Source organism: Streptococcus cuniculi (assembly GCF_001921845.1).
GTDB classification, from domain to species: Bacteria; Bacillota; Bacilli; order Lactobacillales; family Streptococcaceae; genus Streptococcus; species Streptococcus cuniculi.
In genome coordinates this window covers 19,804-46,029 of the sequence record NZ_MSJM01000001.1, presented here as the reverse complement: position 1 = coordinate 46,029, position 26,226 = coordinate 19,804, and the positions used below count along the sequence as shown (strand labels likewise).

Below are 26,226 nucleotides of genomic sequence, written 5' to 3'. Positions count from 1 at the left end.
GGGAGAAAACGTCTATGAGTAAAATCGGAAAATATTTGCGGAATGTGTCTATCATTGGCCTTAGTGCCCTTGCTCTAACAGCTTGTTCGTCATCAGACAGTAAGGAAGGAAATAGTGATACTGTAAAAGTCGGGATTTTGCAGTATATGGAACATGATTCGCTTGCTGCAGCCCGTAAAGGATTCGAGGCTGAATTGGCGGAAAATGGCTACAAGGACGGAGAAAAGATTCGCCTTGACTACCAAAATGCTCAAGGGGATCAAGCCAATCTCCAAACCATTTCAGAGCAATTAGTGGGAGACAATGACATTATTCTAGCGATTGCAACGCCAGCCGCTCAAAGTTTGGCTACCATTTCAACCGATACACCAGTCCTCTTTACAGCGGTGACCGATCCGCTATCTGCTGATTTGGTGAGCTCTATCAAGGAGCCAGGAGGCATGCTGACAGGAACGAGCGACCAAGCACCGATTGAAAAGCAGATTGACCTGCTGGGTCAAGCAGTACCGAATGCGAAAACGGTTGGTATCCTGTATACTACGAGCGAACGCAATTCAGAAGTGCAGGTGGAGGAAGCCAAACCGTTGCTAGAAAAAGCAGGCTACAAGGTGGTGGTCAAAGGGATTTCTAATACCAATGAAGTGCAGGATGCAGCGACCAGCTTGATGAAATCGGTGGATGCAGTCTTTATTCCGACAGACAATACGGTTGCATCAACCATGACTATGATTGGGGAGTTGTCTGTGCAGTACAAGGTACCAGTCATTGGTGGATCAACTGACATGGTCGATGAAGGAGGCTTGTTGACCTTTGGAACCAACTATGAAGCCCTGGGTCGTCAAACTGCTAGAATGGCCATTAAGATAATCGAGGGGGCAGATCCTGCTAAGACAGCAGTCGAATACCCAGAAACGGTTAACCTACATGTGAACGAAGAAATGGCTAAAAAACTAGGCATTGATACCTCAAAACTTTCTGTATCAAACTAAACTACACGGGAGTAGAAGACTACTCCCCTATCAAAGGAGAACATTGTGGATCTTATATTATCAAGTATATCGCAAGGCCTATTGTGGTCGGTGATGGCGATTGGCGTTTATTTAACATTTCGGATTTTAGACATTGCTGATTTGACAGCAGAAGGGGCCTACCCTTTAGGAGCAGCGGTTTGTGCTACAGGGATTGTCAATGGCGTAAATCCATTGCTGGCAACCCTTCTTGCTTTCGTGGGTGGGATGTTTGCTGGCCTTATTTCAGGCTTGCTGCATACCAAGATGAAAATTCCAGCGCTCTTAACAGGGATTGTGACCTTGACAGGGCTCTATTCGATTAACTTAAAAATCCTCGGCAAGGCTAATGTCGCGCTTTTACGCCAACAGACCTTGGTGACCCAATTGCAAAAAATGGGTTTGACTAAGACCTATGCGGTTTTGATCATCGGTGCGGTATTTGTCACGGTGGTGATTGTCTTATTGACCTTATTGTTAAATACACAGGTTGGTCTGGCTCTTCGTTCAACAGGGGATAATATTCCGATGAGTGAGGCGAACGGTATCAATGTTGATAATATGAAAATCTATGGTTACATGCTCTCCAATGGCTTGATTGCGCTCTGCGGAGCTCTCTTGACGCAAAACAATGGTTATGCTGACTTGAACTCTGGAACAGGAACCATCGTTATCGGTCTAGCCTCTGTCATCATTGCAGAAGTAATCTTGCGTAACCTACGAATCGGCTGGCGTTTGGCTTCTATCGTGATCGGTTCGGTTGTCTATCGCTTGATTATCCTAGCGATTCTTGAAATTCCGGGCATGGATGCCGACTTGGTGAAATTGTTCTCTGCGACTCTGCTTGCGGTGGTGCTCTTTGTGCCAGAATTGCAGAAAAAATTGCAGATTCGCAAGCCAAATCTATCAGAAAAATCAGCTTAGGAGGGATGAGACAATGACAACAATTTTATCAATTCAAGAGATTCATAAGACCTTCGAAGCGGGAACCATCAATGAAAACCATGTCTTGCGGGGCATGAATTTGGACGTACAAGAAGGGGATTTCATCTCAATTATCGGAGGAAACGGTGCTGGGAAGTCTACCTTGATGAACAGTCTTGCAGGGGCTTTGACCGTTGATTCGGGAGATATTTTGCTGGAAGGAAAATCCATCAAACATGTGCCAGCAGCAAAACGGGCGCGTGAGATTAGCCGTGTGTTCCAAGACCCGAAAATGGGAACCGCTTCGCGTTTGACCATTGAAGAAAATATGGCCGTTGCCTATCGCCGTGGTCTTGCTCGTGGATTGAGCTGGGGTGTCAAAGACAGCGAGCGCAAGATTTTTAAAGAAGCGCTGAAAGAATTGGGCTTGGGACTTGAGAATCGCATGAAGGTGGACACCCAATTTTTATCAGGTGGTCAGCGTCAGGCTTTGACCCTCTTAATGGCTTCTCTGGTGAAACCAAAGGTCTTGCTCCTAGATGAGCATACGGCTGCCCTTGATCCAAAGACCAGTGATATGGTGATGAAGTTGACCAAGAAAATCGTTGAGAAAGACAAGTTAACTGCCTTGATGATTACCCACAATATGGAAAATGCGATTGAATATGGCAATCGTCTGGTCATGCTTCACCAAGGTCGCATCGTCGTTGACGTACGCGGTGAAGAAAAAGCCAATCTAACGGTTCAAGACTTGATGGATCTATTCCATAAAAATAGCGGACAGAAATTGACAGACGATGAAATGATGCTCTAATAAAATGAAAAAAGCCCATCAAGTGGGCTTTTTTCATTTGAAGCATGAGTTCTTTTTTGATACTTTTACCACAGCGAAAAGTATCTGATGAGGCTCGCTCCGCTCGCGAAAATCGGCAAATCGAATGTTCAGCTAGCAGGGTTTTTTATGTCATGAGAGAGGGCTGGGAAGTAGTGTTTAATTGAAAAACGCAGATTGTAAAAATCCTTTTGTCAAACTCATAATCAACGTCCTGTTTCCCAGAAGATTTCGCTTAGCCGTCTTTATACAATATCCCCTAGCTCCATAGAAGACGTGGTGATGAAGTCGATAAAGTTTTTCAGGTCATTGGAGAGGGATTTATCCTTGCGATAGGCGGCGTAGTAGATGCGGGCATCTTTGAGCTCATCGATTTCAATTACTTCGATATCCTCAATGCTACTTAAGAAATCAAATTTAGGGATAATGGCTAGTCCAAACCCTTGGGCGACAAGGCCTGCCACGGTTTCGTCTTCGCTAACTTCAAAGGCGATTTGAGGTTTTTCTGTAAATGACTGATAGAGTTGCTCAATGACGGGGCGGACGCCGCTGCGTTTGGAAAACCAGACTTGAGGAAAAATGAGGGTATCTTCTACTGTCACGGTTTCTTGCTTAGAGAGAGGGTGTTGTTTGGGAACAATCAGGACTAAATCCTGAGAGAAGATAGGAATATAGGAAATGGTCGGATAGTCATCTAGTCTGGAGCAAAAGGCAAGGTCGTATTTATCGTGGATTAAGCCTTCAATCATATCGTGGGACATGCCGCTATCATTATGAAAATCAAAGATGGCATCGGTTTCGGGGTAGGCTTCAATGAACTTTCGTACGAGTTGCGGGACAGCCTTTCGCCCGAGAACGCGTAGAAGGGTCAGGTGAATATTGGGCTTATTGGTGTAGCGGCGCTGTAAATTTTGCACACCAGAGTCCAAAATCGCCAGTGATGATTGGACCGTGGTGTAAAATTCTTTTCCCTGTTCGGTTAAGATGACATTTCGTCCCTGCTTGGTGAAAAGAGGCACTTGGACCTCTTCTTCCAACATAGAGATGGCATGGCTCAGAGTGGGTTGGGTAATGTGTAAGCTCTTTGCGGCATCGGTATAATGCTCTAGGTCGGCCAATGTTAAAAAATAACGGAGATGTTGTAAGTTCATAAGCCATCCTTCCTTCTTTCTAATTACCCCCATTATAGCAAAATATATAAATTTTTTCTATCAATTCTTGTGAAAAAATTCATTTGTATTTTGTGTTTCCTAGTTCTATAATAAAAACTATAGAAAGTGAAAAAATTAACAAAGGGGGACACAAAGATGTCACATATTTCACCGATTACGATTAGTTCTTGGACGTTGGGCGATCAATGTCGCTTTGAGGACCGTGTGAAGGCTGCAAAAGAGGCAGGTTATGAAGCGATTGGTTTGCGGGCTGAAACCTATGTGGATGCCTTGAATGAGGGTTTGACAGATCAAGAGATTCTAGCTATACTTGAAAAATATCAAATCGTTGTTTCAGAAGTAGAATACATCGTACAATGGGCAGAAGCGCAGAGAAGCTATGAGCAAAAATACAAAGAACAAATATGTTTCCACATGTGTCGTCTCTTTAATGTCGGTCATATCAACTGCGGGTTGATGGAAAACTATTCTGTCGAATACACAGCTCAAAAGTTAAAAGAATTGTGCCAACGCGCAGGTGATTTGATTATCGGAGTGGAGCCGATGCCTTATAGCGGTTTGCCAACCTTTGACAAGGCTTATGCAGTTGTAAAAGAATCAGGTGCAGACAATGCGATGCTCATCCTTGATACCTGGCATTGGGTGCGGGCAGATCAGCCTTACAGAGCTTTGACGCCTGAAGAAGCAGCAAAAGTCATTTCTATCCAAATCAACGATGCCTACGAGCGTCCATACGCAGCCTCTATCCTTCGTGATGAGTCCATGCATGACCGCTTGGCACCAGGAACAGGAGCTAAAGACACAGCTGGCTTCCTCAAGATGGTCAAAGAAGCAGGGATTTCACCAAAAGTTGTCGGTGTAGAAGTGATTTCGGATGCGATTTTAGCAAAAGGACTCGCAGAAGCGAGTCAATACACCTTTGAACATACGAAAAACGTCTTGGCGCAAGTATGGCCAGAATTATTACCATAACTAAAACGAGAAGAAGGAGAAACAATATGTCAGATAATTGGTTGGGTCTTAGTGGAAAAACAGCTGTCGTAACAGGAGCTGTTGGTGGAATGGGGAAAACCATTGTACAGGAGTTTGCAAAACAAGGGACCAACGTTGTACTACTTGATATTCGTGAAGATGCCTTGAAAGAATACGCCCAAGAGATTGCAACAGAGTACGGCGTGAAAACCTTGGCTGTTGCGACCAATTCGACCGTCGAAGCGGATGTGGACCGCGCAGTAGAATTGGCAGTCGAAACATTTGGTCAAGTGGATATTTTGGTCAATACAGCTGCCATGCTTCGGGCTTGTCCGCTTGAAGATTTGCCGCTTGAAGAATGGCGTCAGACAGTTGACATTAATTTGACAGGGTATTTCTTGGTATCCCAACGCTTCGGTCGTCAGTTTATCAAGCAAGGAAAAGGAAATATGGTGCATATTTCAACCATTGCCTCCGTCTTTCCAGAAACTTATTCGGCAGCATACAGCTCTACCAAAGCAGGTGTCAATATGATGTCACGCCAGATGGCGGCAGAATGGGGACAATTTGGTGTACGTAGCAACTGTATCCAACCATGCTTTGTGAAAACACCATTATCAGAAGCCTTCTATGCTGATCCAGTAGTCGAAGAAGGACGCAAGGCTCTTACAGCCAATAAACGGATTGGAAATACCATGGATATTGCCAATGCTGTCTTGTACCTTGCAAGTGATCGTTCAGATTATACCAATGGACATGAGCTACGTGTTGAGGGTGGATTTGGCATCATGATGGGAGACCAGACACCAAAACCTGGTGGCCGTCGCGAGTATGCCATCAAGGAGCATGAGGCTTACCTAGAGCGTTTAAAAGGAAACAACTAATATCTTATTGAAGGGATTATGACGTAAATGTTTAAGAATAATAAATACAACTTTTCAGCAATGTTGCTATGGATGGCTTACTTCTGTCATGGAATCCAGGCACTCACGATTTCTCAAAATGCTAAATTCTTTGCAGTCAAATGGAATTTAATCAGCGCTGTTGATTTGTCAGATCCAGACAAAATGAAGATTGCTACGGCTGCTGTTTTGGGCGCGATTGCTTGGACAGGAATCGGAAAAATCTCCTTCCTTGTCTTTTCAGGCCCCTTGTCTGATAGAATTGGACGCAAGCCATTGATTGTGGCAGGATTGCTTGGATATGTCTTGATGTTTGGTGCTTTCTTGTTTGCGACAGATATCTTTGTTGCGAAGATTCTTGGATTTGTAGGGGGAGCGATGACATCCTTGTTCGATGGCGCTATCAACCCAGCCTTGTTTGAAATGTACCCCGAAAACAAAGCAACAGCTTCTGTCTTAAGCAAGGCCTTGATTTCCATTTCTTCTATTTTGTATCCATTATTTGTCGCTTTCCTTGTAACCAATAACCTCAATCCACAAATTGGGATTATCTTGCCATTCGTTTTGAGCTTACTGGTCTTGGTAGGGGTCATCTTTGCCCACTTCCCAGATGCGGATTTGCAAAAGGCAGAGAAATTGTCTCCGTCAGAAGCGATTCGTCAATTGGAAGCACGTCAAAGTGCTGCTGGCGGTGGTGCAACGACTGGTCTTGTCAAGAAAAATGAAGGAAAATTTGCAATTGATGGGGTGATTTTACCACTCTTTGCCTTGACCATTTATTCTAATTTCTACCTCTTCCAACAAGCCTCAAAAATCTACGCGCAAAATGTGCTCAATATGTCTGAAACGGCAGCCGCATCGGTGACCTCACTCTATCAATTGGGTGGGTTAGTAGCAACCATTGTCTTTTCATTGATGATGGCGCGTGGTATTCGTGATATTGCGATTTTGGTGGTTAGTCCAATCTTTGCAGGATTGGCAGGCTTGGTCGTCTTCCTTGCGCCAAGCCCAACTACCCTAACGATTGCAGGGATTGTCGTTGGTTTCTGTTCAGCGGGCGGTTTGCTCCAAATGGGAAATGCGGTCTTGAACCAGTTCTTTGATACCAACAAAGGTCGTAACACAAGTATTTACTACTTTGTAATGGCGCTTGGTTCTTACATCGTGCCGCAGTTGGCAGCCAGCTTGATTGCGTCAGGAAAAGCAGAGATTATCATGGTGATTGTAGCCGTAACAGGTATTGCTTCAGCAGCCTTGATGTTGTTTGCTGGAACACGCTACCGTCATATCTTTGGAGTATCCATTTTCTCAAACTCTAAAAAATAAACAGATGACAGCTAAAAGCAGAAACTCCGACAAGTAGGGATTGGTTGGGGCTTCTGCTTCCTGTCGTCTCACGCAACGGATTATCTGTTTGTCATTATACTGATTTGGAATGAGAGGGGAAGTAAGATTCCTGTGAGTAAAAACAAATATATACCGACCATCAGTAGTTTATATGTAAACTATATCTTTCAAGGAATTGCAACGATTATCGTGTCACAAAATATGTCTGTGCTCCGTGAGAACTGGGGAGCGAGTATCAGTCAGATTACCTTGGTGATCAGTGCGATTGGGCTAGGACGTATTTTAAGTATCAATGCGGCCGGGGTGATTTCCGATACCCTTGGGCGCAGACGTGCGGTTCTATTGGGGATTATCTCCTATATCATTTTCTTTATCGGCTTGCTCCTTGCGCCGAATTACATCGTGGCCTTCATCATTTCAATCTTTGCTGGATTTGGAAATGCCTTTTTGGATACCAGTACCTATCCAGTCGTTGTTGAAGCCTTTGAGAGCCGCAATAGCAATAGTGCCTTGAGTGTATTAAACAAGGCCTTTATCTCCATGGGACAGTTTGTGTTCCCAATTATTACGAGCTTCATTTTAAAAAATGGTCATTACTTCGGTTGGACCTTTATCGTATCTGCTGTCTGCATGATCTTGAATTTGGTCGTTTCTCTCAAACTCCCATTTCCAGCAGTCGAGAAAAAGCCAGATGTTGAGGTACAATCAACTGTAGATGTTGAGCCAGTCGCTCGTCGCAAACAGGCGAATTTTAGGGTGGAGGGACTAGCCTTACTCATCTTTTCCTTCGTATCTGTTTCGCTCTTTAACATCTATATCACTTGGATTCCATCCTTTGCCCAGCAGGCGATTGGAATGGCAGAAGCAGATAGTCTGGTCTTGGTGAGTGCCTATAGTATCTTCTCCTTTATCTCGGTCTTTCTGACTTCCTTTATTGTCAATCGCGGAATCAATGTTCCTGTCTTCATGATTGGGTGTACAACGATGACGGGGCTTGCCCTGCTCTTGATGATTCTCGTTCCCAATCTCTATACGGTCATGTTTTCCACCTTTGTGGTCGGCTTTTTTGCCGCAGGAGGAATCTGGCAATTGGGGCTTGCCATTTTGCTCGAATTTTTCCCATTCAAGCGCGGCTTGATTACCAGCTACTATTCGCTTGCGACTTCGATTGCAGTCATGGGGATTCCCTATTTGACTGGAATTTTAGCAGAACACAATTTAAATAATGTGTTCATCTTGATTATCAGTTTAGCCTTTCTAGGCTCCGTTTGTTTATTCATTGTACATAAACGTTACCAAACCATTTTTTACAAATAATAGAAAGAGGTATTCACATGTCAGAACGTTTGTCAGGACACACCTTATTAGTTAGTTTAATTGCGACTCCAATCCGCCATAGTCTCTCACCAAAAATGCACAATGAGGCATACGCTAAATTGGGTCTAGACTATGCTTACTTGGCTTTTGAAGTTGGAAATGAAGAATTAGCAGATGCTGTACAAGGTATCCGTGCCTTGGGCATCCGTGGTTCAAACGTTTCAATGCCAAACAAGCAGGCCATTATTCCTTACTTGGATGAATTATCACCAGCAGCAGAATTGGTCGGTGCGGTCAATACCGTTGTTAACAAAGATGGCAAGGGGCACTTGGTAGGCCATTGTACAGATGGTACTGGTGCGGTTCGTGCCTTGGCAGCAGAAGGAGTTGATGTCAAAGACCAAGTGATTACCTTGGCAGGTGCTGGTGGAGCTGGAACAGCGATTGCGATTCAGCTCGGTCTTGATGGCGCAAAAGAAGTCCGTATTTTCAATATCAAGGATAAATGCTATGAAAATGCGGAACAAACAGTTGAGAAATTAAACACTCGTACGCAGACCAAAGCAACCTTGAACGATTTAGAAGATACAGAGGCCTTCTATCAATCCATTGCGGAAAGCTCAATCTTTATCGATGCAACTGGGGTTGGTATGAAACCATTGGAAGGTCAAAAATTGATTAATGACCCAGCTGTTATTCGTCCAGACCTCGTGGTCTTTGATGTGGTCTACAGCCCAGCAGAAACAGAATTGCTCCGCTTTGCTAAAGAACATGGGGCGAAAAAAGCCATCAATGGTATCGGTATGATGATTTACCAAGGGGCAGAGGCCTTCAAGCTCCATACAGGAGAAGACATGCCAGTTGATTACATCCGCGAACTCTTCTTCGGTGATGATGCCAAATAAAGAACAGTTTAGGTTGTTTCAGATGAAAGAGGCTGGGACAAAAGTCCCTTGCCTCATTACGTTTCATAGGTTTAACAGGTTGACGTATATCAATAGAGTCAGGGGAGTGACTATTGATACCTGAGCCTAGAAATCCGAAAGCGAGGCTTGTCGGGCTTGTAAAACATTGATAAAACAATATTCTATTAGAAGAGGCTAGCGAACGATTCTTCGCTAGCCTTATTTCCAACCTTCCATAATTCTCGATTGTGGAAGCAAGTCAACCTTGCGGATATCAACAGTCAGGGGAGTGACTGTTGATACCCGAACCTAGAAATAAAGGAGTGAGGATAATCGAACTCTTACGAGTTATCGATTTCTGTCCCACTCCCTTTTTCTGTATCCAGAAAAAAGATTGATTTTTCAAGAGGCGCAGTTATATGTATAAAGAAAATCTATGAATACGCTTTTAAAATTTTATGGAAAAACTATGTGAAAAAAGTATCAATCTCATGATAAAATAAGAGTGAACAAGAATAGAAGAGAGGGAGAACCGTATGAAATTACATTCTTTTCCAGGTTATGAGCACCATTTATTGAGCAATATAGCGGATGGTAGCGAGGAAACCTTGCGCCACAAGAAATTGCAGGGGGAGGCCATGATGCGCTATGAATTGCCAGATGGAATGACCATGGAGAATCGATTGATTCCAGGACCAGAAGAAGGGCAGGAGTTAAAGATTCGCGTCTTTACACCAGCTGGGTTAGCTGAAAAGGCACCGATGATTCTGGATATTCATGGTGGTGCCTTTGTAGCAGGAAGTGTCGACTTGGATAATGCTCGGTGTATTGCCTTAGCAGAGCGTGTCCCAGCCATTGTTGTGTCAGTTGAATACCGCCTATGTGGGGCAACAGGCTATGCCTTTCCAGTTCCATTAGAAGATTGTCATGCGGCGTATATGTATCTCTATCATCATGCAGATGAGTTTGGTGGAGATTGTGAAAAACTGGGCCTACATGGCTCGAGTGCAGGAGGGACGATTGCAGAAGGTTTAGCACTCTACTTGCGGGACCGCAATGAGCCTACCCCGGCGCTGACAGTCTTAAACTGTGCGATCTTTGATACCGCAATTGAAGAGACCTATTCATTCCAACAATTGAGCCAGTTAAGAATGGGCCCAGACAAGAAAGCGCTTGGGGCAGAAGCAGCCTATCTAGGTGGCTACAATGGTCAGCAACCATCTTATTATGCCTTTCCTAGTTTCTGCCATGATGTAGGTGGCTTGGGGCCAACGATGATTATCGCTGGTGAATACGATACCCTGCGCGATACAGCAATTGATTATAGCCAACGTCTCTTGCGGGCAGGTGTTCCTTGTGAACTCTTTGTCGCACCACGCTTAGGACATTGCTTTACAGCTGCTCCTCATCCTTATACTGATTTGGTGCATGACTTGATGGCTTGGTCTTTCAAGCGTGAGTTTGGTCTCTTAGAAGAATTACGAAAAAGTTAGGAGGAAGAAATGATGAGTCCTGCAATTCTTGCCTTAATCATGCTTGCGATTGTTGTCGCATGTATTGTCTCCAATAAAGTTCCCATGAATTTTGTCATGTTCATCGTACCGGTTGTGTTTGGCTTACTCATGGGCTATGATATTTTGCAATTGAGTGGCTTTATCCTTGCGCAGATCAATACCATGATGGCTCAAACGGGTTATATGCTGCTCTTTGGTCTGATTTATTTTACCATGGTTACTGAAACTGGGATGTTTGATACCCTGATCAGTGCGGTCATGAAAAAATTAGGACATCGCTTAAATATCATCGGAGTGATGGTGTTGACAACGGTCTTAGGTGCTATTGCCTATCTGACCGCTAATATGTCCACTACCTATCTCATCGTCTTTCCGATTATGATTCCGCTCTATAAGAAATTCCAATTGGATCGCAGGGCGGCCTTTATCATCTGTCAAACAGCGATTGCAGCCATGTGTTGGTTACCTTGGGGAATTGGTCTGGTCATGTCTGCTACCATGGCGGGAACAGATGCCGAGTCCTTAGCCCAAGCATCGATTCCATGGGGCTTGTGTTTCCTTCCAGCCATCGTCTTGCAATATGTTTACTTTGCTTACCGTCATAAGAAGCAATACCAACGTTTGGGCTTGCCAGAGGGAGAAACTCTGGAGGCCTCAACTAAAATGGAAGAAAAACCAAATGCACGACCAGCCTTTTTTGCTATCAATCTAGCGATTTTTGTGCTCGTCATCGTCTGCCTAGCCTACTTCAAATTGCCTTCTTATCTGGTCTTTGTCGCAGCTTCGATTGTCACAGCTCTCATCAACTATCCAAAAGATTTTGGCAACATCTGGAATAAGGCTGGTGGAACCTTCTTCAATGTGTTGTTGATGCTGATTGCCATCTGTTTTTACCTTGCGATTTTTAATGCGGCGCCAGAAGATGGTAGTCGGATGTCAATGGTCGCTTCGCTGGCTCAATTGTTAGAAACAGTATTTCCAGCCTTTCTCATCCGCTATATCCACATTATTTTCTTGTTACTAGCGGTTCCGATTATTTATTTTGTACCCTATCAGCTTTATAATGCCTTTTATCCACTCTTTATTTCCATCGGAGCAAGTTTTGGGCTGTCACCGATTGCCATCATCGCACCATTTGTATGTAATTTGGCCTTGGCAACCAGTGTCACTCCGATGAATTCATCCACCTATGTGGGAGCGACCCTCTGTGAGATTGAAGTGAATGATTTTACTAGATACGGAGCGAAGGTCATGATGGTGACCAATGTGATTGTCGTCTTGACAGCCTTGCTGTGCGGTCTATTGACGTTTTAAAAAATACTATAGCGAATGGAATAAAGGTTAGGACATCGTTAAGTCGCTTTGATGAACGCTAGTTCTATCTGTAGCTCCTTGCCTTGTCCTATTCCTTTCTCAATTCACTATATAAGCATAAGCGAGTTCGGGAGAGGCTGGAACAAAAGTCCCTTACCTCGTTATGTTTCATAGTTTTAACAGTTTGGCGCAGTAGTTGTCTGGTTTGTAAAACGTTGATAAATCAACATTTTATTAGAAGAGGCTAGCGAACAATTCTTCGCTAGCCTTATTTCCAACCTTCCACAATTCTCGATTGTGGAAGCTAGTCAACTTGCGGATATCAACAGTCAGGGGAGTGACTGTTGATACCCGAGCCCAGAAACTAGAGAGCGAGGACAGTCAGAGGAGTGACTGTTGATACCCGAGCCTAGAAACTAGAGAGCGAGGACTACAAAATCGATTTCTTCGAAATCACGATTGAGTCCCACTCCCTCTTTTTAGTATTCTCTGATCCGAGACTCCCATTTTCAGATGAAAAGCGAAGTCCAAAACATAGACGAAATCTATTGATCGGCAAAATATATCTATTAGATTTGGCAGGTAGGATTTGGTATAATTTTAAGTGAATATTATCACAAAAAGGTGGTTGACATGAAAGATAATTTTAACTATGTAACGGTTGGAGATGTCACATTTGGCAAGGGAAGACCAAAGATTATTGTGCCTTTAGTGGGCAAAACCGCAGAGGAGATTCTTGCTGCAGCGGCACAAGCAAAGACCTTGGACTGCGATGTGATTGAGTGGCGCATCGACTTTTACGAGGATGTGACGAATCCAGCAAAAGTAGCGGAGCTTTCGCATCGAGTTCGAGAAGCAGCAGGAAAACCTGTTCTTGTCACCTTCCGTACGGCTAAAGAGGGCGGTGTCCTAGAGATTTCAGATGAGCTCTACTTTGAAATTTACCGTGCTGTCTTAGAAAATGGCCATGCAGATTTGATGGACGTTGAACTCTTCATGCCAGAAAAAGAAGTGGCAGAAATCATCGCCCTTGCAAATGCAAAAGGTGTTAAGATTGTCATGTGTAACCATGACTTTGATGCCACACCTGCTAAGGATGAGATTGTCCGTAGATTGCGCCTCATGGAAGAAAAAAATGCGGACATCTGTAAGATTGCGGTCATGCCTCAATCCAACCAAGATGTCTTGACCCTTCTTCAAGCAACCGCTGAAGTCTATGAAACAGCTAGTCGTCCCTTGATTACCATGTCAATGGGAGCGCTTGGTATGGTCAGCCGTGTCAGCGGTGAGGTCTTTGGTTCTTCAGCGACCTTTGGGGCAGCAGCACAGGCTTCTGCTCCTGGACAAGTACCAGTGACCGTTTTGCGCGAGATACTATCGACTTTAAAATTAACAGACGAGGAATAATACATGACAAAAAAACTTTTTGAAACCGTTCGACTAGCTTCTGGAGTAGAACTCAAGAATAGAGTGGTCGTGTCTCCAATGACCACCCAGTCCGCTTATTTTGACGGAAGTATGACAGAAGAATTGATTCGCTACTACGCCCATCGTGCTGGCGAGGTCGGTGCTGTTATCGTCGAATCTGCCTTCGTGGAAAATTATGGGCGTGGTTTTTACGGTGCGGTCGGAATTGATAAGGACGATAAGATTGAGGGCTTGGCTCGTCTGGCAAAGGCTATTCAAGACAAGGGTTCAAAAGCCTTCATTCAGATTTATCACGCAGGTCGGATGGCCTTCCCAGAAATGAACGAAGGGAAAAATCCCGTTTCTGCTTCTGCAGTAGCAGCTCTTCGTCCCAATGCACCTGTGCCAACAGAGATGACGCACCGTGAGATTTTAGACATGATTGATGCCTTTGCAGAAGGGGTTCGTCGTGCCATTCGAGCAGGTTTTGATGGTGTTGAATTGCACGGTGCCAATACCTATCTAATCCAACAATTTTTCTCTCCGCATTCAAACCGTCGTGAAGATGCCTGGGGTGGCAGCAGAGAAAAACGGGTAAAATTCCCAGTTGAGGTTGTGAAGGCCGCAAAACGTGTCATCGAAGAAGAAGGGGCAGAAAATTTTGTACTCGGCTACCGCTTCTCACCAGAAGAGTTAGAAGAGCCTGGTATTCGCTTTGAAGATACCATGTACCTCTTGAATACCTTGGCAGAATACGACTTGGATTATGTTCATTTCTCAATGGGAATCTACACTCGTAATTCGATTGTGAATGTCAATGATCCAGAAATGCTCATCACCAAGTTCCTTGCAGAGCGTTCTGAAAAACTAGCTCAAATTCCTGTCATGGGTGTCGGAGGCATTCTTCAAAAGGCAGATGCTGAAGGTGCTTTAGAGGCAGGTTATGATTTACTAGCTGTCGCGAAAGGCTTCTTGACAGAGCCAGACTGGGTGAGCGTCATCCGTGAAGGTAAGGAAGTTCGTCCATTTGCAGATATTCATGACCGTGAAGAATTGGTCATTCCAACGCCTTTGTGGCAATTTATGGATGATACCTTCTTCTTGGTCAAAGACATTGAGGCAGAGAAGAAAAAACAAGCCCGTTTGGCAGAATTGATGAGTCAGGATTTAGCCTTTACTCCTGGTCAATACCACGTAACCGCGCATGGTCACAATAGTGAATTGCCGATGGTCGTGACCTTTGATGAGACGCGCATTACAGCCATTGAAATTGATAGTGGCGGTGAGTCAGCAGGTCTTTCTGACTTGGTATTTGAACGGATGCCAAAACAAATCATTGAGTTCCAAACCCTCAATGTCGATGCTGTTTCAGGTGCATCATCAACCAGTCAAGGGGTTATTGATGGAGTGGCAGAAGCAGCTCTTCAAGCTAGCGGTCAAGATGCAGTGGATGTATTGAAAGCCCGTCAAAAACCAGTCATCGAACGCTCAACGCAAGTTATCGAAGAAGAAGTGGACGTGGTTGTCGTTGGTGGTGGTGCAGCAGGGATTGCTGCGGCTCTTCGGGCAGATGAACTTGGCTTGTCAGTCGCTCTCGTTGAAAAACTTAGCTTTATCGGTGGTGCCATCTCCGTTTCAGGTGGAAATCAGGTCGTCATGGGTTCTCGTCTCCAACACGAATCAGGTGTGCTGGATGATACGCCTCAACTGATGATTGAAGACTTCCTTGAAAATGGAAACCATAAAAATGTCATGGAACTCCTTGAACTCTTGGCCAACAATGTCGGTCAGGCAACGGATTGGGTTCATGATTATGTTGGAGTAGAGTATGACATGGCAGGTGGCTTGCACGTTCTTGCTGAATACCGTAAGAATCGTGAATTGGCGTATGCCCATGGTGGTCACGGATTTGCGGCCTCTGTTCGTGCGAAAATGGCTGCTTCATCTGTCAACTTATTGCTCCAAACCAAGGCTGAAAAACTCTTGACAGATGGCCAAGGTCGTGTGACAGGTCTCGTTGCGGTTGAAGAAAATGGGACAACTCACCGCATTTCTTCAAAAGCAGTGATTCTTACAACAGGTGGTTATGGAAACAACAAGGCCATGCTTTCAGATGAATTGAAAGATGTCTTGTTCTACGGAACACGCTCCTCTATGGGAGAAGGTGTGCAGATGGCGCAAGCGCCAGATGTCAATGCGGCAACCCTGATGATGGATCTCGGAAAAATCTATCCAAATGGTGTCGAAGTTTCACCTGGTACAGCCAAATCAACCATCGGCGGAAACATTGCGGTGCTTCGCGAAAATGGCCTCTTGGTCAATACAAATGGTCAACGTGTGGTCAATGAACGCGCAAGTAACCACGACATTCTTGATGTCTTGATGGAACAAGACGCCAAAGTCCTCTATCTCTTACTCGACCAGTATCACTTCTCTATCTTCCGCAAGGAAATTGCAGAAGGTGGTATTTCAGAGAAGGAAGTAGAAGAATGGTTGGCAAGTAATGGTAGTAAGACCCCGTACCTCTTCCATGCTGATACGCTAGAAGAATTGGCAGATTTAGCAGGTATGGATACCCATGCTCTTGTAAATACTGTTGAGCGCTTCAACAGCTTTGTCGCAAATGGAAAAGATGAAGATTTCAACCGTCAAATTGAATTTCTTCAAGTTCCAGTTGGTGAAGGTCCATACTACATGATTGAGCAAAAACCACGTTTTGCAACAACCATGGGAGGTCTAGTCGTCAACGACAGACTAGAGGTGATGAACCAAGATGGTCAAGCGATTGCAGGCCTCTATGCTGCCGGTGAAGTAGTCGGTGGTGTCATGGGAACAGACTCTCCGTCTGGTGCTAACAATGCTTGGGCTCTGACATCAGGAAAACTAGCCGCAGAGCAACTTGCAAACTAATTCAATATGAAAAAAGAGTTTGGGATGAGGTCTCAAGCTCTTTTTCGATAGCAATAGGCTTAGATATCCGATAACTAGAGGGGCAAAAAACGAATCATTACAAGATGAATGTGTTTTCAAGACGGAAGCAGGCTGGTAATTTATGGTATAATAGGAAAAATAGGGAAGGGATCAAATCATGCAGTTAAGAACAAATGTAGACAGACTAGCAGGAAGATTGCGCGTGCCAGGTGATAAGTCCATCAGTCACCGCTCGATTATGTTTGGTAGCCTAGCCCAAGGTGTGACCAAGGTCTACGGCATTTTACGCGGAGAAGATGTTTTATCCACCATGCAGGTCTTCCGTGAGCTGGGAGTGAAAATTGAGGACAAGGGTGATGTCGTTGAGATTCACGGTGTGGGCTTTAACGGCTTACAAGCTCCCACCAAGCCCCTTGATATGGGCAATTCTGGAACGTCTATTCGTCTGATTTCAGGGGTTCTAGCAGGTCAGGACTTTGAAGTGGAGATGTTTGGAGATGACAGTCTTTCAAAACGCCCAATGGACCGGGTAACGATTCCTTTGCGTCAAATGGGAGTGAGCATTTCTGGGCAAACCGAGCGCGATTTGCCACCTTTGACCATGAAAGGGACAAAGGACTTGCAGCCGATTCAGTATTCTCTACCTGTCGCTTCAGCCCAGGTCAAATCAGCTCTCATTTTTGCAGCCTTACAGGCCCAAGGTGAGTCTGTTATTATTGAAAAAGAATTGACCCGTAACCATACAGAAGACATGATTCGTCAGTTTGGCGGTGAGATTAGCATAAATGGCAAGGAAATCCGCATTAGCGGTGGCCAAACCTTTACAGGCCAAGAAGTGCAGGTACCAGGAGATATCTCAAGTGCCGCTTTTTGGCTCGTTGCAGGTCTTATCGTCCCCAATGCCAAGATGGTACTTGAGAATGTCGGCATTACCGAAACCAGAGCAGGGATTTTAGAGGTCATTGAAGCGATGGGTGGCAAGTTGACCCTCAGTCAGGTGGACGAGCTTGCCAAATCAGCGACCATTACGGTTGAAACCTCCGACTTAAAAGGGACAGAAATTGGTGGTGAGCTGATTCCACGCTTGATTGATGAATTGCCAATCATTGCCCTTCTTGCTACGCAGGCACATGGCACTACTATTATCCGTGATGCAGAAGAGCTCAAGGTCAAGGAAACTGACCGCATTCAGGTGGTGGCTGATGCTCTCAACAGCATGGGGGCAGACATTACGCCGACCGAGGACGGCATGATTATTAAAGGCAAAACACCGCTTCATGGCGCTAATGTCAACACTTTTGGTGACCACCGCATCGGCATGATGACAGCGATTGCCAGTCTTTTGGTCAAAGAAGGCGAGGTGCACTTGGAGCGGGCAGAAGCAATCAACACTAGCTATCCAAGTTTCTTTGAGGATTTACAAGGATTAATAGGAGAGAAGTAGTATGGCAATTATTTTACTAGGCTTTATGGGAGCAGGAAAGACAACAGTTTCCCAGCATATCAAGCGTCCTTTTTATGATATGGATACCATCATCGAAGAAAAAATTGGCATGTCCATCTCTGACTTTTTTGCGCAAGAAGGCGAAGCTGCCTTTCGGAAAATTGAGTCAGAAACCCTCGAAGAACTATTGCAATTGGAGGGGGACATCGTTATCTCAACCGGTGGCGGTGTGGTCATCTCGGAAAGAAATCGTGACCTTCTTCGCCAAAATCGCAAGTACAATGTCCTTCTAGCTGCATCCTTTGAGGTCTTATATGAGCGGATTAAAGAGGATAAAGTCTTCCAACGTCCCCTCTTTTTGAACAATTCAAAAGAAGATTTCCACGGTATTTATGAACGTCGTATGATGCTCTATGAGGGATTGTCTGATTTGGTGATTAATACAGACAACCGTACGCCAGAAGAAGTAGCAAGGATTATTCAATGTATATAGCATTTTTAGGGCCACGGGGCTCCTTTACCCATCAGGTGGCACAGCAGGCCTTTCCGCAGGCAGAATTGGTCTCCTACGACACGATTACAGAGGTCATGAAAGCCGTTGAGCAACATGCGGTTGACTATTCCGTTATTCCAGTTGAAAATTCGATTGAAGGTAGTGTCCATGAGACCATCGACTACCTCTTTCATCAGGCAGAATTGCGTGCAGTGGCAGAAGTTGTCCAGCCGATTTTTCAGCAGTTGATGGCGCCGTCTCATTCAACAGACATCCAAGTGATTTACTCGCATCCACAGGCCTTGGCCCAAGGAAAAAAATATATCGATACGCATTATCCGCAGGCTCGACTTGAAGCAACAGCCAGCACGGCCTACGCAGCCCGTTTTGTGGCAAACAACCCGGACCAGCCCTTTGCAGCGATTGCTCCCCATGCCGCGGCTCAAGAATACGGTCTTGAGATTGTCGCACAAGACATTCAGGAGATGAGTCAGAATTTCACCCGTTTTTGGGTCTTGGGAAACGAGGAACAGATGTTGCCCCTGACATCCACAAGCAGAAAATGTTCGCTCGCTCTAACACTGCCAGACAACCTACCGGGGGCTCTTTATAAGGCCATGTCAGTATTTGCGTGGCGGGGAATTGATTTGACCAAGATTGAAAGCAGACCCTTGAAAACGGCTTTGGGAGAATATTTCTTTATTCTCGATGCAGTCAATACCAGTCCAGAATTATTGGACCATGCCTTAAAAGAATTGACAAGTCTAGGGATTTCTTATAAGATTTTAGGAGACTATTTTATTTATCAGGCTCAATGAAAAGGGAAGTACAATGACAAGATATGAGAGTAACCTCACCCATCATGAGGAACTACGATTAGATTATTTACGAAAAAATATTCATTATTTAAATGATAGGGAACAAAGAGAACTGGCCTACCTAGAGCGCAAATTAACTGGCGATGTCGTTCGATCATCACGACCAGCCCCTCGCAGAAGCCGACCAGTAGAGCTAGAAGACTGGGCAGAAGAAGCAGAGGATTTTCGTGACCTAGAACTGGAATCGGAAGAGGGAATTCTCCCTGCTTATCCTCGCCAGCAAAAGAAAAAGTCAAAGGCGCGTCCCATCAAGCAACCTAAGATTCGTAAAAAGAAAAAGGGGCGAATCAAGCGTTTCATTATGCTCCTCTTACTAGGAGTTGTCTTGCTGCTGGGGGCTTTGGGCTTCATGTTTGTCAAAGGGATGAATGGCGTTGAAACCAAGGCCACTCCAGAAACCTTTAACGGTCAAGCCGCCAAGAATGGGGTGAATATCCTTATTCTGGGAACAGATGGACGGGCTGGGGAGACTTCAGACATGACGCGGACAGACTCGATCATGGTTTTAAATGTTAATAATAAGGACAAAAAAGCCAAGCTCGTTAGCTTCATGCGTGATACCTTGATTGATATGGATGGGGCAGATTACAAACTGAATCTAGCTTACACATTTGGAGAGCAAAACGGTCATAAGGGTGCTGAAAATATCCGTGAGGTCTTAAAAGATAATTTTGACATTGATATCCAGTATTATGCTATGGTGGATTTTTCAACCTTTGCGACAGCTATTGACACTCTCTTTCCTGAAGGGGTGACAATTGATGCTAAGTTTGGAACCGTAAATGGACAACAGGTGTCATCGGTTGATGTTCCGGATGATTTACATATGGAAAATGGCTTGGTGCCTAACCAGACGATTCCAGTCGGTGTCCAACAAATGAATGGTGCAACCCTGCTCAACTATGCTCGCTTCCGTAAAGATGACGAGTCAGATTATGGACGTACCAAACGTCAACAGCAGGTGATTGCAGCTATTTTGACACAGGCTAAAAATCCGCTCAAGCTCTTTGCAGGAGCAGAAGCACTCGGAAAAGTCTATGCCCTCACTTCGACCAATATTCCACAAAGGTTTCTTATAACGAACGGGCCATTTATCCTATTGGATGCTAAAAATGGCGTTGAACAGACAACGATTCCGGCATTTGGTGATTGGATCGACGAGTATGATATCTATGGTGGCTTAGGAATCAAGATTGACTTTGAAAAATACCAAAAACGCTTGAGTGAATTGGGCTTGCGCTGATGTCCTCTTTGCTAAAATATGCTATAATGAAGAGCCTGAGACAAAAGTACCCGACCTCCTTATTTTTATAATTTGAGCAGCTTGACGTATATCAATAGTCAGGGGAGTGACTATTGATACCTGAGCCTAGAAATCCGAAAGCGAGGCTTGTCGGGCTTGTAAAACATTGATAAATCAATGTTCTACAAGCCACGTCAACCTTGCGGGGGTGGGACAACGAAATCGAACTCTTACGAGTTATCGATTTCTGTCCCACTCCCTTTTATTGCTATTCGCCAATATGAAGCCTGTATATCAGAGTGATGAAAAGATGCCTGTAAAATAGAAAGAGATAGATAATGAAAAAGAACGATATTGTAGAAGTAGAGATTGTGGATTTGAGTCATGAGGGGCTAGGAGTTGCAAAGGTAGACGGTTTGGTCTTTTTTGTGGAAAATGCCCTGCCGGGTGAGATGATTTCCATGCGCGTGCTAAAAGTTAATAAAAAGATCGGCTACGGTAAAGTGGAAGAACGCTTGACAAGTTCGCCTGAACGCAATGAAGCGATTGACGTAGCTTATTTACGGAGCGGAATTGCCGATTTAGGACATTTGAAGTATGAGGCGCAGTTGGCCTTTAAAACCAAGCAGGTCAAGGATAGCCTGTATAAGATTGCAGGTATCAAGGATATGGAGGTGCCACTCACATTGGGAATGGACCAGCCCTTTGCCTACCGCAACAAGGCACAAGTTCCTGTCCGCCGTGTCCATGGCCAGCTAGAAACAGGCTTTTTCCGTAAAAACTCCCACGATTTGATGCCGATTGAGGATTTTTATATCCAACATCCTGAAATTGACCAAGTGATTGTGGCCGTGCGTGATTTGCTACGCCGTTTTGACCTCAAACCCTATGATGAGAAGGAAAAATCCGGGCTTATTCGCAATATCATTGTCCGCCGTGGGCATTACACAGGGGAAATCATGGTGGTCTTTGTGACCACTCGTCCCAAAATCTTTCGCATTGAGCAGGTGATAGAGTTGTTGGTGGCGCAGTTCCCGCAGATTAGCTCCATCATGCAAAACATCAATGACCGTGACACCAATGTCATCTTTGGACCAGACTTTCGCCTGCTATACGGCAAGGAGTATATCTGTGACCAAATGCTAGGTACCACCTTTGAAATTTCAGCGCCGTCCTTCTATCAAGTTAATACGGAGATGGCAGAAAAGCTCTACCAGACAGCGATTGAGTTTGCGGATGTCAAGTCAGACGACATCGTGGTCGATGCTTACTCTGGAATTGGCACGATTGGACTATCCTTTGCCAAGCACGTAAAAGCTGTCTATGGTGTCGAAGTCGTGCCTCAAGCGGTGGAAAATAGCCAGCGCAATGCAGCCTTAAACGGTATCACGAATGCCCATTATGTCTGTGATTCGGCTGAAAAGGCCATGGCCAACTGGGTCAAAGAAGGCATCAAAGCAAATGTCATTGTCGTTGACCCACCGCGCAAAGGCTTGACAGAGAGCTTTATTAAGGCAAGCAGCCAGATGAATCCAGACAAGATTGTCTATGTCTCCTGCAATGTCGCAACCCTCGCCCGCGACCTCACACTCTACCAAGAACTAGGCTACCAACTCAGCAACATCCAGCCTGTTGATCTCTTTCCTCAAACGCATCATGTTGAGTGTGTTGGTTTGCTAGTCAAGGAGCGAAGCGACGGCGAATAGCATTTACTTCCGCCCATGCGATAGCTGTCCAAGAGTTAGGAGCATGGCGATGTAGCGATTGGAGACAGGGAACCGCTGAATGCGTCGTTCTACTGTCAAAAACAAAGGTCTAAAACTGTATAAAAGGCTTGAAATTAAGGGATTTCAAAGACTGTCTTGGTTTGGACAGATGTGCAGAATCCCTTTTTTAGACCGTTTGACAACAGTTTTGACCACAAAGTTCAAGCAGAGCTGATCAAGAGAGCAAATCTTACGCCAGAGGGAAAGAGACGGGAAACAGTTGTCATCAGCATGCGATTTTCGACATGTTTTTTGGACACTGTAAGGATATTTATAGAAGAGTCTATTGGAATAACAGGGGAAAAATAAATTTGTATGGAGCTGTGTATCTAGGGTTTTAAAGAAAAAAGGAACATCGATGCACAACTTGCTGATGTGCAGATTGAACTGATTAATGTTTCTGGTGATGAGATGCAATAGAAAGGATTGGTGCAGAGATTGTAAACCTTCGTGAAGAGAGACAGGATATTCTGACAATGGCGGCAAAAAGAAAGGACATTCAGCTAAAGATGTAGGGGGGTGTCCCACTCCCATGAGTCAACAAAAAATGGTTTAGCAACTCTCGGTTGACACATTGCAAGGCGCTGTTTGTTGGCTTGCAACCGTTAAAAATACTATAATGGTGGTATAAAATCACCACGGAGGTAATGACAATGATTTTAGCAGATAAAATAATACGATTCAGAAAGAAAAACGGTTGGTCACAGGAAGAACTTGCTGAAAAGATGGAGGTTTCTCGTCAGGCCGTTTCCAAATGGGAAGCAGCCCAGACCACACCTGATTTGGGAAAGATTCTTCAGCTTAGTAATTTGTTTGGGGTGACAACCGATTATTTATTGAAAGACGAACTTGAAGATGAGGAATTTATAGATAGTGTAGATGAGACTATAATTCGAAAGATTACTCTTGCAGAGGCAAACGAATATCTGAAACAGCGGAAAGATGCCTCGGTTAAGATAGCGATTGCTACATTTTTGTGTATCATTTGTGCCATTCCTTTGTTTCTTTTAATCGCAATAAGTGAGCTGACTCCATTCCCGATTGCCGACAACACTGCAATTGGAATCGGCGTGATTTCGATTTTTCCCATTGTAGCGATTGCAGTCTATATGTTCATTCGTGTTGGGTTTAAGAACGCTCCATACCAATTTTTAGATAAAGAACCCTTTGGAACGGAGTATGGTGTTACCGGACTTGTAAGAGATAGACAGAATACTTATCACAGTACATATGTGAAATATAATTATATCGGAGCTTGTGGTTGTATTTTGGCACCTATCCCCCTGTTGTGTGGTACATTTTCAGAAAACGGACTTTTAACAATGCTTATGCTTTGCATTACCATGCTTATTGTGGGAATTAGTGTGATGTTTTTTATTGTTGCAGGTGTTAGATGGTCAAGTATGCAAAGGCTTCTAAAAGAAGGTGATTTTTCTAATAAAAGAAAAGGAAAAAACAAAATAACCGAAGCAATAGGGGCGGCATATTGGCTGATAACGACTGCAATTTATCTTGGATGGAGTTTTTTGACTAACGATTGGCATATTACTTGGGTAACATGGCTAATAGCAGGGATTCTATTTGGGGTAGTAGATATTATTTGTAATCTTGTAATTGACAAGCAAGATGAAAAGTAAACTTCCAGTTTGACGAGCTAAATCACAAGCAGCATGGCGGCGTAGCGATTGGAGACAGGGAACCGCCGAGGCAGTTAGTTTGCTCGTAAAATTCTAAAAACCTTTGAACGAAAGGGATAGTGAAAAGCCTTGGAACCAAGGCTTTTTCTTGTATAGTAGAAGTATCCGATTGAGAGTTGTAGTAGTAGGTTTTATAGTGAAGAACTATCTAAATTTGTTTCCAGTGACCCATGGCGGGTATGTAGATTTCCATAGAATAGGAGTTTGTGGGAATAAACGCACCCTCTTTATAAATGTAAATCCAGAAAGGTTTGGTCTAGGGATTTTCGAATGTAACGGAGTGGAGTGAAGAGGTAGAAGCATTATCACACAAAGCATGTCTGATGAGTCAACAAGAGTGGGAACATTTCAGTTATGTTTCTTTAAGGAGTTTAACTCACGGTGATTGAGAGGTTATATGTTTGTATTGTTCTGATAAATGACCTATTGTTCCGAACTATGGTATAATCAGATATGAAAGTGAGAAATGATATGAATGATATGACTGTTATTCAAGCCGCCTTATTGTGGGGTATTTAGAATTGATGAAGGCTGGCTATCCGCCGATTGATATTAAATTTACAGATCGCCTTGCCTACTATCAAGCGTTTGATACTTATCATTCAAAAGGTGATTTGTCTGCAATGGAAGATTTATTTGCTAAATATGTTAATGAGAGATTAGAAACTTGTCTGGGCATCTTGGGAGTTGAATAGTATAATCCCAAAACCAACCCAATCTTTTTGGGAATGGGGCTATCTCGTGGTAGTGATGGGAGTGTGTATTATAGCTCTAAGCATTATCAAACATTTGTAAAGGTAGAGTAGTATGAATATTTTTAAAACAATTAGCATGGTTGAAAAAAAGGAAATTATTTTTAATATTCCGGAAAAAGCTTGTATACTTACCCTAAATGGCAAGTTGCTACAAGACAAAGATAGTGCTATAAACTATATATGTCAATCTTTCCACATTGAGAGAAAAGTGACGAATTGGGCAGGTTTAAGAGATGTTTTGAGTGATTCTTATTGGATAAAAAATGATATTACTTATGTATTTTTTACTAATCAGCAATGGATTTTTAATAGTAACTCGGATTTTAGACAGATCCTATTGTCAATCCTCTTTGATACAGTTGAGTGGTGGGATGGAGATGTTGAAAAATATGTTGTTGGCGGAGAAAAAAAGTCATTTAACGTTTACTTAGTTGATTGAACAGGAAAATGTATTATAGAGTAGTTGCTGCTAGAGGAGCCGGGATTGATGCTACAGCTAGAACACGCCAGCATACTGATACTCTTCCAGATGAATTTATTGATCGATTTACAACACGCAATGGAGCTCCTGTAACTTGGGGAGAAACTGTTGAGTTACGAGTTGGGAAACAAATATCCTCTTTCCGAACAGGAAATCCTTATGGAGCTTATAATTTAGAACGGAAAATTAGTTTATGTCAATTATTACATTTGAGCATTCTTTCTTTACCTATCCACAACAAATAAAAAGTTTGATATCTGAAGGTCTTGTTGATTTTGGCGCTTGGTATTTGATGAATGATGAACAAACTAGTAGAAGATTTGAGGGACTTCAGACTAGATATCCCGATCGCAGATTGTATCCATTTGCTAAAAGAGATGATAATGATGATATTGCTTGCTTTGACGGAAGTGATAATACTACAGTTCATGTTATTCATGATTTTGCAAATTCGGGCTGGGAACAAAAAGAAATTTTCCCAAATATTGATGCTTGGTTGGAATATGCTGAGGAGTGTAATTTACAAAATGAGAGTAGTTAATTCATAATAAAATAGTGATTATAATAAGAAAACCACCTTTAGCTACGATGACAACAATCGCTTGACCAAGCAGGTTCTGTCACAGGCTTGACGAAAGATGGTGAGCTAGCTGCTTAAAGTAGCTACAAACTCTACGGTTCAACTAAGACCACGACAGATGAGACGGGTAACCCTTATGCCTATAATGGCGAGGCGCGAGATGGTACAGGACTTGACTATTTACGGGCAAGGTATTATGATAGTCATGCGGGTACCTTCCTCACAGAAGACAGCTACCAAGGTCAAGAGACCGACCCACTTAGCCAGAACCGCTATGCCTATGTCCGTAACAACCCAGTTAACTACACTGACCCAAGTGGGCATAGATTTGTACTCTCCACCATG

The 26,226-nt window shown here is 43.9% G+C and carries 22 protein-coding genes and 2 pseudogenes; 23 read left to right on the top strand and 1 reads right to left on the bottom strand.

Going from position 1 to position 26,226, the window contains the following annotated elements; translation table 11 throughout:
* Positions 1–14: 14 nt before the first annotated feature.
* From BU202_RS00210 to BU202_RS00200, 3 genes are read left to right on the top strand one after another with little or no spacing between them, the layout of a single operon-like run.
* On the top strand, positions 15–989 hold the full coding sequence (locus tag BU202_RS00210; protein ID WP_075103801.1) for an ABC transporter substrate-binding protein: 975 nt from the start codon (positions 15–17) through the stop codon (positions 987–989).
* A 45-nt stretch (positions 990–1,034) separates the two neighbouring features.
* Positions 1,035–1,931, top strand: a complete 897-nt coding sequence (locus tag BU202_RS00205; protein WP_075103800.1) for an ABC transporter permease — start codon at positions 1,035–1,037, stop codon at positions 1,929–1,931.
* Positions 1,932–1,944: 13 nt separating this feature from the next.
* Entirely contained in the window at positions 1,945–2,745 is an 801-nt protein-coding gene (locus tag BU202_RS00200; RefSeq protein ID WP_075103799.1) for an ABC transporter ATP-binding protein, read from the top strand.
* Positions 2,746–3,008: 263 nt separating this feature from the next.
* Here BU202_RS00200 and BU202_RS00195 read toward each other — a convergent pair whose 3' ends face one another.
* Positions 3,009–3,914 carry a LysR family transcriptional regulator gene (locus BU202_RS00195; protein WP_075103798.1) on the bottom strand — a complete coding sequence of 302 codons (906 nt, stop codon included), beginning with the start codon at positions 3,912–3,914 and terminating at the stop codon, positions 3,009–3,011.
* Between the two features lie 156 nt (positions 3,915–4,070).
* Here BU202_RS00195 and BU202_RS00190 point away from each other — a divergent pair, with 156 nt between their 5' ends.
* From BU202_RS00190 to BU202_RS10800, 20 genes and pseudogenes are all read left to right on the top strand, one after another.
* Positions 4,071–4,907 (top strand): sugar phosphate isomerase/epimerase family protein, encoded by an 837-nt coding sequence (locus BU202_RS00190; protein WP_075103797.1) that lies wholly within the window; start codon positions 4,071–4,073, stop codon positions 4,905–4,907.
* Positions 4,908–4,933: 26 nt separating this feature from the next.
* The gene (locus BU202_RS00185) at positions 4,934–5,791 is read left to right on the top strand and encodes an SDR family NAD(P)-dependent oxidoreductase (RefSeq protein ID WP_075103796.1); all 858 of its coding nucleotides are present in this window, start codon (positions 4,934–4,936) and stop codon (positions 5,789–5,791) included.
* A gap of 27 nt (positions 5,792–5,818) precedes the next feature.
* Positions 5,819–7,135: an MFS transporter gene (locus BU202_RS00180; RefSeq protein ID WP_075103795.1), complete on the top strand. Its 1,317-nt coding sequence runs from the start codon at positions 5,819–5,821 to the stop codon at positions 7,133–7,135.
* Between the two features lie 132 nt (positions 7,136–7,267).
* Positions 7,268–8,473, top strand: a complete 1,206-nt coding sequence (locus tag BU202_RS00175; RefSeq protein ID WP_208604239.1) for an MFS transporter — start codon at positions 7,268–7,270, stop codon at positions 8,471–8,473.
* A 17-nt stretch (positions 8,474–8,490) separates the two neighbouring features.
* Positions 8,491–9,378, top strand: a complete 888-nt coding sequence (locus BU202_RS00170) for a shikimate dehydrogenase (protein WP_075103793.1) — start codon at positions 8,491–8,493, stop codon at positions 9,376–9,378.
* A gap of 536 nt (positions 9,379–9,914) precedes the next feature.
* On the top strand, positions 9,915–10,871 hold the full coding sequence (locus BU202_RS00165) for an alpha/beta hydrolase (RefSeq protein WP_075103792.1): 957 nt from the start codon (positions 9,915–9,917) through the stop codon (positions 10,869–10,871).
* Between the two features lie 9 nt (positions 10,872–10,880).
* Positions 10,881–12,206, top strand: a complete 1,326-nt coding sequence (locus BU202_RS00160; RefSeq protein ID WP_244148988.1) for an SLC13 family permease — start codon at positions 10,881–10,883, stop codon at positions 12,204–12,206.
* A 633-nt stretch (positions 12,207–12,839) separates the two neighbouring features.
* Positions 12,840–13,613, top strand: coding sequence for a type I 3-dehydroquinate dehydratase (gene aroD / locus BU202_RS00155; RefSeq protein WP_075103791.1), 774 nt, complete (start codon positions 12,840–12,842; stop codon positions 13,611–13,613).
* A 3-nt stretch (positions 13,614–13,616) separates the two neighbouring features.
* Positions 13,617–16,523 carry an oxidoreductase gene (locus BU202_RS00150; RefSeq protein ID WP_075103790.1) on the top strand — a complete coding sequence of 969 codons (2,907 nt, stop codon included), beginning with the start codon at positions 13,617–13,619 and terminating at the stop codon, positions 16,521–16,523.
* 178 nt (positions 16,524–16,701) lie between these two features.
* The gene (aroA, locus tag BU202_RS00145; protein ID WP_075103789.1) at positions 16,702–17,988 is read left to right on the top strand and encodes a 3-phosphoshikimate 1-carboxyvinyltransferase; all 1,287 of its coding nucleotides are present in this window, start codon (positions 16,702–16,704) and stop codon (positions 17,986–17,988) included.
* A gap of 1 nt (position 17,989) precedes the next feature.
* Positions 17,990–18,481 carry a shikimate kinase gene (locus tag BU202_RS00140; protein WP_075103788.1) on the top strand — a complete coding sequence of 164 codons (492 nt, stop codon included), beginning with the start codon at positions 17,990–17,992 and terminating at the stop codon, positions 18,479–18,481.
* Complete coding sequence (gene pheA / locus BU202_RS00135) at positions 18,472–19,299, top strand: prephenate dehydratase (protein WP_075103787.1); 828 nt, start codon at positions 18,472–18,474, stop codon at positions 19,297–19,299. The genes BU202_RS00140 and pheA overlap by 10 nt, the downstream gene beginning before the upstream one ends.
* A 13-nt stretch (positions 19,300–19,312) precedes the next feature.
* Entirely contained in the window at positions 19,313–20,602 is a 1,290-nt protein-coding gene (locus tag BU202_RS00130; RefSeq protein ID WP_075103786.1) for an LCP family protein, read from the top strand.
* A 335-nt stretch (positions 20,603–20,937) separates the two neighbouring features.
* The gene (gene rlmD, locus BU202_RS00125) at positions 20,938–22,308 is read left to right on the top strand and encodes a 23S rRNA (uracil(1939)-C(5))-methyltransferase RlmD (protein ID WP_075103785.1); all 1,371 of its coding nucleotides are present in this window, start codon (positions 20,938–20,940) and stop codon (positions 22,306–22,308) included.
* Between the two features lie 713 nt (positions 22,309–23,021).
* Positions 23,022–24,005 (top strand): helix-turn-helix domain-containing protein, encoded by a 984-nt coding sequence (locus tag BU202_RS00120; RefSeq protein WP_075103784.1) that lies wholly within the window; start codon positions 23,022–23,024, stop codon positions 24,003–24,005.
* Between the two features lie 551 nt (positions 24,006–24,556).
* Positions 24,557–24,760 (top strand): annotated as a pseudogene (locus tag BU202_RS00115) (cell filamentation protein Fic); the annotation flags it as partial.
* A gap of 112 nt (positions 24,761–24,872) precedes the next feature.
* On the top strand, positions 24,873–25,259 hold the full coding sequence (locus tag BU202_RS00110) for a barstar family protein (protein WP_075103783.1): 387 nt from the start codon (positions 24,873–24,875) through the stop codon (positions 25,257–25,259).
* A gap of 8 nt (positions 25,260–25,267) precedes the next feature.
* Positions 25,268–25,546: a hypothetical protein gene (locus tag BU202_RS10500; protein ID WP_167364724.1), complete on the top strand. Its 279-nt coding sequence runs from the start codon at positions 25,268–25,270 to the stop codon at positions 25,544–25,546.
* The gene (locus BU202_RS00105; RefSeq protein WP_075103782.1) at positions 25,495–25,842 is read left to right on the top strand and encodes an SMI1/KNR4 family protein; all 348 of its coding nucleotides are present in this window, start codon (positions 25,495–25,497) and stop codon (positions 25,840–25,842) included. The genes BU202_RS10500 and BU202_RS00105 overlap by 52 nt, the downstream gene beginning before the upstream one ends.
* Positions 25,843–25,977: 135 nt before the next feature.
* A pseudogene (locus BU202_RS10800) lies at positions 25,978–26,193 on the top strand (RHS repeat-associated core domain-containing protein); the annotation flags it as partial.
* Between the last annotated feature and the right edge of the window lie 33 nt (positions 26,194–26,226).